This is a genomic window from Streptomyces sp. NBC_00464 (genome assembly GCF_036013915.1).
GTDB lineage: Bacteria > Actinomycetota > Actinomycetes > Streptomycetales > Streptomycetaceae > Streptomyces.
Map to the genome: position 1 here is coordinate 1 of NZ_CP107900.1, position 12,385 is coordinate 12,385.

13 protein-coding genes are annotated in these 12,385 nt (G+C 68.5%); 7 read left to right on the plus strand and 6 right to left on the minus strand.

Going from position 1 to position 12,385, the window contains the following annotated elements; all coding sequences use genetic code 11:
- Positions 1 to 434: 434 nt before the first annotated feature.
- Both OG912_RS37840 and OG912_RS37845 read right to left on the minus strand, forming a co-directional pair.
- Positions 435 to 884 (minus strand): hypothetical protein, encoded by a 450-nt coding sequence (locus OG912_RS37840; RefSeq protein WP_327713665.1) that lies wholly within the window; start codon positions 882 to 884, stop codon positions 435 to 437.
- 91 nt (positions 885 to 975) lie between these two features.
- On the minus strand, positions 976 to 1,362 hold the full coding sequence (locus OG912_RS37845; protein WP_327713666.1) for a DUF3846 domain-containing protein: 387 nt from the start codon (positions 1,360 to 1,362) through the stop codon (positions 976 to 978).
- 686 nt (positions 1,363 to 2,048) lie between these two features.
- On the opposite strand from OG912_RS37845, the gene OG912_RS37850 reads away from it, so the two are divergent.
- Positions 2,049 to 2,435 (plus strand): hypothetical protein, encoded by a 387-nt coding sequence (locus OG912_RS37850; RefSeq protein WP_327713667.1) that lies wholly within the window; start codon positions 2,049 to 2,051, stop codon positions 2,433 to 2,435.
- Positions 2,436 to 2,527: 92 nt separating this feature from the next.
- Here OG912_RS37850 and OG912_RS37855 read toward each other — a convergent pair whose 3' ends face one another.
- On the minus strand, positions 2,528 to 2,914 hold the full coding sequence (locus tag OG912_RS37855) for a DUF6221 family protein (protein WP_327713668.1): 387 nt from the start codon (positions 2,912 to 2,914) through the stop codon (positions 2,528 to 2,530).
- 128 nt (positions 2,915 to 3,042) lie between these two features.
- Here OG912_RS37855 and OG912_RS37860 point away from each other — a divergent pair, with 128 nt between their 5' ends.
- Both OG912_RS37860 and OG912_RS37865 read left to right on the plus strand, forming a co-directional pair.
- On the plus strand, positions 3,043 to 3,855 hold the full coding sequence (locus OG912_RS37860) for an IS5 family transposase (protein ID WP_327713776.1): 813 nt from the start codon (positions 3,043 to 3,045) through the stop codon (positions 3,853 to 3,855).
- A 72-nt stretch (positions 3,856 to 3,927) separates the two neighbouring features.
- Positions 3,928 to 4,527 carry an SMI1/KNR4 family protein gene (locus OG912_RS37865; protein ID WP_326740430.1) on the plus strand — a complete coding sequence of 200 codons (600 nt, stop codon included), beginning with the start codon at positions 3,928 to 3,930 and terminating at the stop codon, positions 4,525 to 4,527.
- A 44-nt stretch (positions 4,528 to 4,571) separates the two neighbouring features.
- On the opposite strand, the gene OG912_RS37870 is transcribed toward OG912_RS37865, so the two are convergent.
- Both OG912_RS37870 and OG912_RS37875 read right to left on the minus strand, forming a co-directional pair.
- Positions 4,572 to 5,585, minus strand: coding sequence for a DUF6292 family protein (locus OG912_RS37870; protein WP_327713669.1), 1,014 nt, complete (start codon positions 5,583 to 5,585; stop codon positions 4,572 to 4,574).
- Positions 5,586 to 5,856: 271 nt separating this feature from the next.
- Complete coding sequence (locus tag OG912_RS37875; protein WP_327713670.1) at positions 5,857 to 7,143, minus strand: helix-turn-helix transcriptional regulator; 1,287 nt, start codon at positions 7,141 to 7,143, stop codon at positions 5,857 to 5,859.
- Positions 7,144 to 7,329: 186 nt separating this feature from the next.
- On the opposite strand from OG912_RS37875, the gene OG912_RS37880 reads away from it, so the two are divergent.
- Positions 7,330 to 7,797, plus strand: coding sequence for a glycine-rich domain-containing protein (locus tag OG912_RS37880; RefSeq protein WP_327713671.1), 468 nt, complete (start codon positions 7,330 to 7,332; stop codon positions 7,795 to 7,797).
- Between the two features lie 165 nt (positions 7,798 to 7,962).
- Positions 7,963 to 8,736, plus strand: coding sequence for a class I SAM-dependent methyltransferase (locus OG912_RS37885; protein ID WP_327713672.1), 774 nt, complete (start codon positions 7,963 to 7,965; stop codon positions 8,734 to 8,736).
- A 448-nt stretch (positions 8,737 to 9,184) separates the two neighbouring features.
- Here the strand turns inward: OG912_RS37885 and OG912_RS37890 are convergent, their stop codons facing one another.
- Positions 9,185 to 9,445: a hypothetical protein gene (locus OG912_RS37890; RefSeq protein WP_327713673.1), complete on the minus strand. Its 261-nt coding sequence runs from the start codon at positions 9,443 to 9,445 to the stop codon at positions 9,185 to 9,187.
- Between OG912_RS37890 and OG912_RS37895 the strand changes: the two genes are divergently transcribed.
- Together OG912_RS37895 and OG912_RS37900 are read left to right on the plus strand one after the other, a co-directional pair.
- Complete coding sequence (locus OG912_RS37895) at positions 9,444 to 11,414, plus strand: PT domain-containing protein (protein WP_327713674.1); 1,971 nt, start codon at positions 9,444 to 9,446, stop codon at positions 11,412 to 11,414. The genes OG912_RS37890 and OG912_RS37895 overlap by 2 nt on opposite strands.
- The gene (locus OG912_RS37900) at positions 11,411 to 11,935 is read left to right on the plus strand and encodes a hypothetical protein (RefSeq protein WP_327713675.1); all 525 of its coding nucleotides are present in this window, start codon (positions 11,411 to 11,413) and stop codon (positions 11,933 to 11,935) included. Before OG912_RS37895 ends, OG912_RS37900 begins: the two co-directional genes overlap by 4 nt.
- Positions 11,936 to 12,385 lie beyond the last annotated feature (450 nt).

Consider the following 12,385-nt stretch of genomic DNA (forward strand, 5'->3'; position numbering starts at 1 on the left):
AGCCCGGAGGAACGACGCACGCCCCTACGGGGCGTAAAGACGATAAACCCTACGGGTTTATGCAATTCCTCCGGAATTGCAAAATGGATTCCTACGGAATCCATTCCCGCCCGGAGTCGGTGAGGGTTCGTCATGCCCTCTCGTCAGAGTGTGGTCGATCTTCAAATCAGCAGCTAAAAGGGTGGGGTGGCCGGTCGGCCCGTCTGTCGTCGCCTGGCCCGGGGCCGGTCTCCGGGATCCTGCCGGCCGAGGGGGACCCATCCCCCCTGCCGAATCTTCCACGACTCGGCCCCACTCACCCTCGACACCACCACGCCCATAACCCTCCGATGCATCACATGATGCGACAGGGTAGGAACTGTGAGAATAAGGCGTTGCCGCCAGACACCCCTGGGACGGTCCAGAGAGCGAACCGTCCCAGGTACTGCGCAGGCTCAATGCCCTTCGGTAGAGGGGCAGATTGCCGGAGCATCCTTATAATCTAGGCCCGGCTCAGGTGGAGAAATTTCCCCGGTAGCGGGGTGGTGGCAATATGCGTCGAAGATTTCCGCCCCGGTTACCGGCTGCGGTTCGGACCTATCGATTTTCCATCCACGGACGCTTTCGCCCTCTTGATCCTGGGTTCGCATGACGAGCCCGCCTGGGTACTCCCCAGAGACAGCGACCGCGAAGAGTTCACAGAAGCTCAGGCCGCTCTCTTCACTGGCCAGGAATCCGAACTCGCCCTGCGCAAAGCTGAAGTCTGCGAAAGCCGTGCCGCCGTCTCCTTCGACAGTGAGAGTGAGATGGTGAATGCCGCTTCCAGCCTTTTCGAGAAGAACCTCGAAAATCTGCATCGCGCGGTCCAGCGTCTCGTTACTCGGTGCCTTGAGTCGAATCACCACTGCGTTTATCACCTTTCGCAATTGTGGCTTGGGTGCGGCGGGGGGGGGGGGGGGTGCTACTCCCCCCGCCGCTCTCGGGTGGTGAGGTGGGCTACTTCGTGGACTGGGCGGGCACGGCGACGGTGCCGATCATGAGGTGGAGTTCGACGAGTGACGTCACCTGGTCCCTAGTGAGGCCGAGAGTGTCGCCGTGGCGGTCGGTGCCGCCAGTGATGACGGCGTTGCCGTGGTAGTGCTGGTGGGGCTCTCGGTGCATGGCGTAGAGGATCGTGGCCGTGCGGTTGACCGGGGAGCCGTTGATCATGCCTTCGTCGTCGAGCCACATGGTGATCGTGGGCGAGACGTCGACGGCGTCTACGTGGGTGCAGCCGATCTCGGTGTAGTAGATGTTCAGGTGGCCGTCCGTGGGCCAGTCGATGATCTGGAAGCTTCCGTTGGTTCGGAGGATCAGGGCATACGGGCGCTGAGGGGTGGTCACTTTGGGTTTCCTTCAGGTGGTTTGGGCTTGGGTTGCTGACCGGCTGCTACTGCCGACCAACAAGAAAAATGTATCGCACTCCCCTGCCACTCTGGGTTGATTCTGCGGTCATTTCCGCAGGTCAACCCATATGGAGACACCGGGGCGGGGCGTTGTCGTGCCGCCGCTGTCCCTGCCGCGCAGCGGCTGGGACTCCGTTCGGCAGCGCGGAGCGCTCGGGGCAGGGCGGAGCGCTGCCCCGCCTGGCCGGACGGCCCGCCGTGGGACGCGGAGCGGCCCCGGCGGGGAGGGGGGTGGGGGCGAGAGCGCGGAGCGCGCGGCCGGGGAGCGGAGCGGACCGGCGGTCCCACCACCCTCGGCGTGAGAGCGCGGAGCGCTCGGCCGGGGGCGCGGAGCGGCCCCGGCACGCCCGGCGGGGGTGAGGAGCGCAGCGGATCACCCCCGCCAGCGGCGGGACGTCAACGCCCCGCCCCGGTGACTCCAGAGTGAACGGGCCGTCAGGCCCGAACCCCCTTCTCCCCTCGCTGCGCCCCGTCCCTCGCTGCGCCCCGTCCCCGGACCTCAGCGGATCCGAACGACGGCCACCATGGCGGTCGCGGTGGTGGACCTCTCGCGCCGTCTGATCCGCAGGGCGGGAAAAGGGTCAGGACTGATCGGATCCCGCTCGTCCACGCGATGATGAGGGCGTGACGGACGAACGAAGCGAACCCACAGCCCTGATGGCGCGGAGGATGCGCGCGGCACTCGCGGAGGCTCTCTGGGACCCCGCCGGCGACCCTGCGGCAGCCGTCAAAGTACTGGCAGGCATGGTCGAGGGAGTCTGCGGGAGATCCACTATCGCCGACGAGGACCTGCACCTGCTGTTCGAGTCGGAGTCGCTGTCATCGGCCTACCTGTTCTGCGCATCGCTGCAGAAGTCGCTGAGCCTGGACTACCTGCGGCAGCACCCTGACCATCGCGAGATCTCACCAGCCGAGCACCTGAACCACATTCGCCCCTACCTCCTCCAGTTCCACCAGCGGCAGCAGGAGGCACTACAGCGGATCGACGCAGAGTTCCCGCAGCAAATTTGATCTTCAAAAACCTCAATGACCAGCAACCGGGGGTCAACTCTCCGGAAGCACGTGGGGGTCAAGATTCACGGAGCATTGACACCTGCTTGTGGTTAGGGCTTCCACTCCTCGCGGTAATCGGCATCATCGACGTATGCCAACGCAAGCAAGGTCAAGGCTTGCCCAAGACCATCGAGGTATCCGGCTGCCGGGTCGGTCATCTGCGTGGTTTCGTAGAGGTCCAGGAGGGCCCGCTTGGCTTTGACCTCCCGGAAGACCCGTGCGGGATCGAACCGGGCGATGTGGTCGGCAGTGCCGAGGTAGACATCAGGGATCTCGGCGCCGGATTCCAGCACGACAACGGTCCGTTCGGCCCTCCACTCTCCGTCCCCCGCCATGGCGTCACGCGCATGATCCCAGTCGTCCTGAACCCTGGCTCGGAGGAAGGCAACAAGCTCGGAGGCCGGGACCTCAGCACGGCCTGCGCTGATCTGAGGCATGACCAGATCCTTGCGCCTCCCTCAGAACTTGTCGACAGGTTCGTCTGACGTCACGAAGGCCAGATACGGGACAGGCTTTAGAGATCGTCTCAACTGGCTTGATCTTTAAGCTGACGGCCGTGATAGCGATGGTGAGGCGTCTCGTGCCGGACGGATTGTGGGAGTTGTTCCAGCGGGTGGTCCCGGCTGCGCCGGTGCGTCCGCAGGGCGGTGGCCGACGGCGCTACGGTGATCGCGAGGTGCTGGCGGCAATTCTCTTCGTGGCCACCACGGGGTGTACGTGGTCGGCAACTGCCGCCTGGCTTCGGCCCATCCGGGCCAACCGCACACCGGCGGTTCACCGAGTGGAGTCGAGCCCGGGTATGGGGGAAGCTCCACCGCCTTGTCCTGGACGAACTCGGCGCATGCGGAGAGTTGGACTGGTCCCGATGCGCGATCGACTCGGTGAACATGCGGGCCCTAAAAGGGGGGACCTGACAGGTCCGAATCCCGTAGATCGCGGCAAGAAGGGATCAAAGATCCACTTGATCACGGAGCGGACAGGTCTGCCCCTCTCCATCGGCATCTCCGCCGCGAACACCCACGACAGCCAAGGGCTCGAACCTCTTGTGCGCGGCATACCGCCCATTCGCTCACGCCGCGGACCGAGGAGACGAAAGCCCGCCAAGCTCCATGGCGACAAGGGGTACGACTACGACCACCTGCGCCGGTGGCTGCGCTCGCTGAACATCACCCCGCGCATCGCGCGCAAGGGCGTCGAGTCCTCCCAGCGCCTGGGACGTCATCGCTGGACCGTGGAGCGAACGGTCGCCTGGCTTGCCGGATGCCGCCGCCTGCACCGTCGGTACGAACGCAAAGCAGGGCACTTCCTCGCCTTCGCCGGAATCGCCGCCGCTCTGATCTGCTACCGCAGACTCGCGAAGGTCATCAACTCGACTTGATCCGTAAAGTACGGCTCTATATGACGCGGCCAAACGCGACAGACCGCGCCGCGTACACACGTCGAGGAACTCATGACTGACTACCTGGCTGCCGCGATGGCGATGCTCGGCCCGGCGCAGAACCGCTATGCGGACCCGGGCGCCTGGGACCGACTCCACACAGAGCTCGGCATACAACTGCCTCCCGACTACAGGACCCTCGTGGACGCGTTCGCCCCCATTCAGATCAACGCGCACCTTTACCTTGCCCACCCTGCGACCGAGCGGTGGAACCTGGGCCGCACCATTCGTAGCAAGATCACGTCGTGGTCCGAGGTGCCGTGGGACGACCTCGATCTTGAGGCAGAGGAGGACCCCCGCCGGCTCTTCGGACTCGACGAGCTGAGTTTTGGCACCCGCAATGGGCTATGGCCGATCGCGAGCACCGACCGAGGAGAGACCATCTTCCTGCTCGATGCCCCCGACGCTCCAAGGCTCCTGATCAACTATGACGAAACCTGGGCAGAGCACCGCATGTGCTTCGCGGAATGGCTCTACCGCTACCTCATCGGCGAAGACATGAGCGGGCCCAACAGCGCAGCCTTCTACCCAGGCCCCGTGCAGTTGCGACATCTTCCAATGTCTGCTGACGAACGCCCCGAACCTTGGGACGGCCCAGACCGCGGCATGTGAGAGGCCATCGCCCTTTCACAGCGGCAACCTAATGAGATCACTTCTTAGGCGGTGAGAGCGGCGGTCAGGGCGTCCGGCGGGGGTGTGGTGCCTGTGGCGAGGTAGCGGATGCCGTTGCCTGCGGGCGGGGCGGCTGCGCCCTTGGTGAGGGGGTGGCGGCGGGAGGTGGCGGTGCGCCATCCGTGCCGCTCGTCCCACACGAGTGCGAGGGCCGGCGGGCAGGGTCCGTCCAGGGTGAGCACGGCGGTGACGACGTCGTCGGCGGGGTGGTGGACGGTGGGCGCGACATCCGTGGTGGTCCAGCCCTGACGGTGGAGTGCCTGGCCGACTTCGGCCAGGTACGGCGCCGCGCGGCGGGCGCGCAGAACGGCTTGGGCGCGGACGGTGGCGCGACGTACCTGTCCGGCGGGGTAACCGAGGGCCACCGCGGCTTGTTCGGGTGTCAGGGACGGGTCGGTGTGCATGAGGTCGGCCATGCGGTCGGCGCGTAGGTGGGTCAGGGCGTCCTGCGCGGTGTCGCGGTGCACACCCAGCTCCTGGACGACGGCGGCCGCGCTGATGGCGGGGTCGTCGTCCAGGAGCTGGGCCGTGAACGCGGGGAGCTGGTCGCGGGGGACCTGGTCCCCCGATCGCTTCGGTCGGCCGGCTCTTTCGGCGGCGGCCTTGCCCGGTCGGTCCGCCTGGTACTGCCGCACGATGGCCCGGGGCCAGTGGTCCACCCCGCACACGTCGGTCACGTGCGCAGCCAGGAACGGGGCCCTCTTGTAGCTGTCCCATGAACGAGGGGCGACACCGAGCTCGGCCGCGCACTCCCGACGGTCCAGAAGGTCTCCGGCGTCGTCCTTGGCCGGGAGTTCCGGTACAGGCTTGCCCATGAGGTATGCGTCGACCTGCTCGCCGTCGAACAGGCGGGTACGGGCCTTGTCCGAGCTGACCGGCACCGGGAACCCGGCAGCCTCATACGGCTTGAGCTTGAGATACCGCTCCGTGCGCAGCCCCTGCTGCGCGGCAAGGTCCGCCAGGGTGCGTACGAGGTGGCGGCGGCCTGCTCTGATCACGGATGCTCCTCAGCCCACCGTCTATAAAACGGTACCGGCGTCTCTGTCCTGCCTCAGCGTACGGGTACGCTGCCCGTACGAGGGCGTGATCCTTACGGGTTGTGCGCTTGGGTTGGCCGGTGCCCGTGCTACCCGCGTGAGCGGACTGAGGGCGCCGGCCTCTTTCACGTCCTGGCCGTGCTTCCCGGCCTCTTGCGCCTTTCGACCGCAGACGCGGCGCCCGGCCCTCCGGGGTGGGGGGCACCTGGCCGCTCGGCTTCCACCGTGTTGTCTACGGCAGCGGCGCGAAGCTTCCCGAGAGCTCGCGCACGCCTGCGGTGCGTGGGTGCCGTGACGAGAGCTCGGTGACGATCTGCCGGATTGCCGGCCGGTCGCGTACCTCGCCGGGGCAAGCCCGCAGGGCAGCGAGCAGCTCCCGCGCGGCTTCCGTCGGCTTGCCCCACTGCCACCAGGCTCGGGCCAGGTCGGTATGCATCCGGCCCCGGCGTTCGGCGGTCGCGAACTGGTCGGCACGCAGGTTCTTGCCCGCGTGCAGCGCGGAGCCGGCGTCTCCGAGCGCCCAGTGAACCCCGACCGCGTACAGGTCGACGGCGGCCGGCGTCAGCGGGAAGAGGCGACCGCGCGGGGGCTGTTCGGGGAGGCTACGGGCAGCTCGGCGGGCCTCTTCGATCATGGCCAGGGCCTGGGTCCGGTCGCCTGAGCGGGCGGCGGTGTAGGACGTGGTGCACAGCATCTGTGCGTACGCCGCTCGCTGCGGGGCGGTGCCGAGGCCGGTGGATTCGACCCCGGCGGCGGCCTGGAGGATCAGGCGCTGAGCGGCGGCGGGCTGGTCCTGGTGCCGCAGCACGATGGACAGTTCCCGGGCTGCGGCCGCGGCCGCGAGCGGTGATCCGGACAGCTCTGCGTATGTCGTGGCCCGGTCGGCTGTGAGTCTGGCCCGGTCGTGCCGCCCGATCTTGGTCAGGACCTGCGAGGCCAGCGCATAGCAGGACGACAACCGGGCGTGGTCGAGGTCCTGCCGCGAACGGGCCGCGTCGTGAGCATCGCCCAGCAGCTCCGGCAGCAGGCCGAGGAGGGCCGCATGCCGCCCCGCGTCGAACAGGGCCCGCGCGGTGACAAGGCGGCCATCGATCGGCGCCTTCGTGCCGGACGGAACGAGCGGACCGGCCAGGGCCTCATCCACGGCCAGGAGCAGTGTTGCGGGTACTGCCGCCCCGGCGGTGGCGAGCAGTGTGCGGCGGCGCAATGGGTCCTCCTCGGGTCGCGGACCGACCGACGCAACTCTAGTGGCGGGAGGGGCTGATAGGCCCAGAGCTGCCGATAGGACATTTGACGGCATACCAACCGCCGCAGCTGCCTGTCTGATCAGCCGGAGCTCGGCACGGCTGCCGCGTGATTCCAGCCGGGAGACGGTGGACGCCGAGCACCCGACCACGGTCCCTAAGTCGGTCTGCCGCCAGCCGCGCGATTCCCTGCCCAGCCGGATCAGGCCGCCGGCGTCATGACGGGCCAGCAGGCCCCGCACCTGCGCGGAGTGCCATACGGAGTCCGAGTGCATGCCCGCCTCCTGACCACGGTCCGGGGCCATCCTCCACGGTAGAGCGGCAGGAGGACCCCGTATACACCGCGTGCAGGACCTGCAAACCGCGTGCACGCAACGGAAGTTGGAGACGTTCCGACTGGCTCCGATGCTGTCCTGATACCGGAGCCCCCGCACCAGGGGGCCAGCCGAAAGGGGAGCACGATGACCATCGTTCTGGAACGCCCCGCCCGCACTACCGGCCCCGACTCGACGCCGAGGGACCCGCGCACCTTCGTCCCCGCCGAGCAGTGGACCAAGCTGACCGGTCTGCTGATGCGCGACTACCCGTACGACTCCGTCATGGCAGAGAGGGTGCTCGGCCAGGCCATCGCCTACCTGATCACCGCCATCGAGCACCGCGGCCAGGGACTCGGCCTCGGGCCCGGCCACATCATCGACATCGGCGTACACGCCATGATCCTGGACACCATGGCGTACGCGGAGTTCTGCGAGCGCTACAACGGCGGCGCCTACCTGCACCACGTGCCGCTCGTCGAGATGAAGGGCGACGGATCCGTGACGCGGACCGCCGACCTCATCGCCCGCGCCGGCTTCCACGTCGACCGCCCCCTGTGGGCCGCCGACTCCACGAAATGCACCCCGTGCCGCCCCGGTGAGGACGGACACTGACGCCTCGTAGCAGCGGCGCGGCCCCCACCGGCCCGGTGGGGGCCGTTGCCACGCCCGCCGCTCGACTTGGCGTGTACAAGCGAACTATGCGCCGGGGGTGGCCCCGTTGGGGTGAATCGGTCCGAGACCCGACGCCGATCATGACCCGCGCGCCAGGATGGGCCGGTGAATCCGTCCTCACCCACCCCAGCAGCCCCCGCCGACCTCTGGCAGCACTACGGCGCCCCCTCACCCGCCGACGCCCCCCGCAGCGTCGATGCCCGGATGTACTGGGACTGGTACCAGCGCACCGGACCCGGCGCCGAGATCCTCGGCGACGTCGCCGGACGCACCGTCACCGAGCTCGGAGCAGGCGCCGGCCGCCAGGCCGCCCACGTCGCCGGGCACACGGCCGCGGCCCGGGTGCTGGCCATCGACAGCTCACCCACCCAGCACACCAAGGCCCGCACCCTGTACGGACACGTCCCGGGTATCGAGTTCATCGAGGCCGACGCAGCGGACTACCTGCACCACCACCCCCACAGCACAGACGTTCTCTACTCGGTTTTCGGGGCCGTCGACTTCACCGACCCCCGCACGACGCTGCCCGCCGCCGCCTCGGCGCTCCGGCCCGGCGGAAGGCTCGTGTTCTCCACCCTGGCCCACTACCGCAACGGAACCCCGCCAGAGACCGACTGCCGCCCCGCAGACATCCCCACCCGCACCGGCACCATGCAGCGATGGGTCCTGGACATGCCCGTATGGGAAAAGCTCCTCGGCGAAGCCGGATTCAAGACCTGCCAGACGGAGACCCTGCACGACCCCGGCGACGACACCTCACCACCCATGACCACCCTGGTCATCTGCGCGAGGACGCCCGCCGGCCGCTCCACCGCCCCCCTCGACGACGATCCCCAGGTTCTCAGAGCCGGATGCATGCCTTCTGCTTCGACCCCTTGAACTGCGTGCACAGCAGCGTCCCCGCCGGGAACTTCGGCCCGCCCGGACGGTTGCTCCGGCCCCACAGCGTCTCCACCGCCACGCCCGGAGCACTCCCGTTGTCTCCGGTCCAAGTCGACTTCTTCCACCCGCTGACCCTCACGGCCTTCCGCGGCTTCTGGTAGGACCACCGCGCCCAATAGGTGTGTCCCTTCCTGCCCGAGACTTTGTGCGCGATGACGAGCGGTACGCGGCGCGGAGAGGTCTGCGTGTACGTGATGGCAATGCAGTAGGTCCTGCTCGCAGTGCACCGGTGTGTTTGGACAGTGCCGGCTCTCGCGGGGGCTGCGTCCGCGAGAGCCGGCACCGACACGAGCAGGGCGATACCGGCAGCCATAGAGATGATCTTTCGCATGCCCGGGTCAACGAATGGCTGACGCGGAAAGTACGGGCCGTCGACCGGCAGTGCTCACCGCCGACGGCTCATCAGGGCCAGCGCGACGACCGGGGCCGCCAGTGTGCCCAGGGCGCCCATCGCGCCCAGCATCACCGTGATCGGGGTCGCGGAACCAGGGCGCAGCCAGGCGATGACAGCAATGGCACCGCACACCCCCATGAGCACCACCGTGCCGAGGACGGCCAGCACGGCCACGACCCACGGAGCGGTAGCGGGCGGAGCCGGCACACCAGGCGCGGGTGCAGTGGGCGGCTGCGGAACGGGCGTGGTCATGACTTTCCCCTACGGCATCTCCAAACCGCTCTGTATCGACGCCGAGAGAGACGGGGCGCCGCACTCCCTCGACTTCAACTTTCATGGCCACTTTCATTACTACTTGCAATTCAACTTGAAGTTACACTGTAACTTCACTACTGTGGTTCTCAGATCACTCGCACGGAACCAACCTGGCGAGATTGACCGGAAGGGCCCTCAAATGACCGTGCGCGCACACCCGATGCCCGTTGCCAAGGCTCTCGCGACCGGTGCGCCCCAGAACCTGGGAGCGCTCGCCGCTACCGCTGAAACGGCGCGCGTCGTGCCAGTGGCCGAGTGCATCGCGCGGGCGGAGTCGGAGGCGGCGCGGCTGGACGTGATCGCGCGGGAGCGGAATGCGTGGGCGGCCGACATGCGCGCGCTGTTCGTGGACGTGCACGCCGGATGCAACGTGTTGGGTATCGACGTCGCAGACGCGCGGGATTGGTCGGACAACGCGGCATCCGTCGCAGTGTCCGCGGCAAAGGATGCCGCCCGGGCACGCTGGGAGGCGGAGCGCTGGACACGGCACGCCGAGCGCAGCGCATCGGACATGAAAGCGATGCGCGCGCGGACGGCGCGGCTATTCTCCGGAGAAGGTGACGTCCGGTCCCGGTGGGTGTCGACGGACGGCCGTACGGTCGTCGCGCTTGCACTGCCCACCGAGGCGGACATGGTGACGGAGTCTGACACCCGGTTCGCTGAGCTTCTGTCCAGTGCGGTTGCTGCGAAGGATGCCGGACGGCCGTTGAAGTCGACGGACGTCCCCAGCAAGGCCAAGCACGGGCGCGGCCCCGGAACGGAGTTCAAGCAAGCCGTTGCCCGCGCGTCGCGTCCGCTGGTGCAGCCGTGGAAGGCTCCCCGCATTCCGGCGGAGGGTAAGCCGCTGGACGGCGCAGCGCTCGCCATTCTGGACGCCGATGGGGTGTGCGCTGAGGTAGAGGCGGCTCCCGGGGTGTGGCTGCCGCGCGCGGCTGTCTGTCTGGTTGAGACTGCCTCGGCGAACGGGTGGACGATTGCGATGGAGCGGCATGGTTCCGGGGTCGTCGTCGTGCGGGCGGCCGGTGTGCTCGCACGGACGGCCGGATCGGTGGCCGGCGAGATCGTCGCAGTGTGGACGGCAGGGATGTACGACGCGCACCAGTCGGGTGCGTTCGTGGCTGGTACGCGGCTGGACGGCGCGGCCGAACTGTCGCGGGTGCTGACCACGATCGGTCAGAGCGCGGAGGCAGGGGCGATCGCGACGGCCGATGCCCCTGCAGGGGCGAGCGCGCCGGCGCCTGCGGGGGTGTCCGCTCCCAGCAGCGTCGAGGGGTGGGAGGGCGACGGCAACGCAGCACTGGGTGTCGAGGACCCCCACCCGGTAGCGCTTCCCCCAAGGCTTGCCGAGGACGGGGCAAGGGAAGTGGGGGCGGTACGGCGAGCTCTGAGCCGTGCCGAGGAGGCCGAGGCCGGGCCGGAGGCCGAGGCCTCGGAGCCGGCCAGCGCCCCGGCCCGGGGAGAAGGAGAAAGGAAGAGATGCTCTTCCCCAAGAGGGGAAGAGGTGTCGGCGGCGGCTTCCGCTGACCCACACCCGCTGACCTGCAGCGAAAGGGATCAGCGTTTTCGTCCTTGGCAACCCGTTGAGCAACCTGCTGCGCAACCTGTTGGGCAACCGGCTGGGCAACCCGTTAAGCCACCTGCTGAGCAACCATGGTGGAACGTCACCGCGTATCAGGCCTGGGCGCGTGTCTGCGACTGCCGGCAGGCAGCATCGAGGGACCGCACGATCCGGAACCTGATCGGCGAGCGGGCGCCCCGGGGAGCGGGCCCAAACCGGGCGCTCGATGCGGGTACGCTCCCGGTTCCACAGAACTCGCGCGCTACATGGACGACGTGGTCGCGGAGAGCCGAGCATCCCCACGTGCTGGCCGGCCGCCGGGCCACATCGGGGGTGAGCTCGGCATGACGACGGCGGTCACTGAGGCGGAATCCTGGCTCCTCGACTTCCTCCGGATGGACTTCGCACCCGTTGACGAGCGGGCGGGCTGGGCCCATGCCTCCCTGCCCTCCCTGCTGCTGGCGCGCGGTCGGCTCTTCACACCGGCCGCGTGGCCGGGCGGCGGTGGCCCGCCGGGCGAGCCCGGAGGGTGCTTCATCGAGTCCGTCTCCTGGGCCTGGGCGGCGCCACGGGGCACCCTGGCATACGTAGAGGGATGCGCTCTGACCAGACCTATTCCGGAGCCACACGCCTGGTGTGCGGCCGTGGCCGGCACGGGTTCGGCCATTGATCTGACGTGGCGTCGCCCGGGGCTGGCCTACCTCGGGCTCCCTGTCGATGCCGAGTACGCGGTCCGAATGATGAAGGAGACCGCCGGCCCTCTGCTACACGACAGCAGCGGGCGCATCTCCGCTCTGGCACGGGAGTGGATGCGCCACGGCGTCCCCGCCGGGGTCCTCGTAGACACCGGCGGTCGCCTGCCCGGGTAGTTGAGACCCAACAGCCCCTGTTCTCACGCGGGCCGTTCAGTGGGCGTCCTCACGCAGTGACCAGCGTGGTCATGGGGGGTGAGGTGTCGTCACCCGGATCGGGCAGGGTCTCCGTCTGGCAGGTCTCGAACCCGGCTTCACCGAGGAGCTCCTCCCCATCGGCGTCGGGTCTCGGTCCGACTCACCCAATGGGTCCACCCCGCGGTGTGGCAGCGGCCCCCACCGGACCCAGTGGCGGCCGCGCGCCGCTTCGTGCGGGCCGTCAGTGTCCGTCCTCACCGAGGCGGCACAGGTGCACTTCGTGGAGTCGGCGGCCCGCAGGGGGCGGTCGACGGCGAAGCCGGCCCGTGCGATCAGGTCGGCGGTCGGCACAGCACCCTCACGGTGACCCGTATGCGGGACATCTCAGGCCGTCCACGTCCCTCAGCGTCGGGTCAGCGTCTTTTGCTG

What these genes read in the sequence shown, in the direction of transcription:
- OG912_RS37865 (WP_326740430.1), top strand. Translation starts at nt 3,928, where the DNA reads ATGACTGACTACCTGGCTGCCGCGATGGCGATGCTCGGCCCGGCGCAG.
- OG912_RS37890 (WP_327713673.1), bottom strand. Translation starts at nt 9,445, where the DNA reads ATGACCACGCCCGTTCCGCAGCCGCCCACTGCACCCGCGCCTGGTGTG.
- OG912_RS37880 (WP_327713671.1), top strand. Translation starts at nt 7,330, where the DNA reads ATGACCATCGTTCTGGAACGCCCCGCCCGCACTACCGGCCCCGACTCG.
- OG912_RS37875 (WP_327713670.1), bottom strand. Translation starts at nt 7,143, where the DNA reads ATGCACTCGGACTCCGTATGGCACTCCGCGCAGGTGCGGGGCCTGCTG.
- OG912_RS37895 (WP_327713674.1), top strand. Translation starts at nt 9,444, where the DNA reads ATGACTTTCCCCTACGGCATCTCCAAACCGCTCTGTATCGACGCCGAG.
- OG912_RS37900 (WP_327713675.1), top strand. Translation starts at nt 11,411, where the DNA reads ATGACGACGGCGGTCACTGAGGCGGAATCCTGGCTCCTCGACTTCCTC.
- OG912_RS37860 (WP_327713776.1), top strand. Translation starts at nt 3,043, where the DNA reads ATGGTGAGGCGTCTCGTGCCGGACGGATTGTGGGAGTTGTTCCAGCGG.
- OG912_RS37855 (WP_327713668.1), bottom strand. Translation starts at nt 2,914, where the DNA reads ATGCCTCAGATCAGCGCAGGCCGTGCTGAGGTCCCGGCCTCCGAGCTT.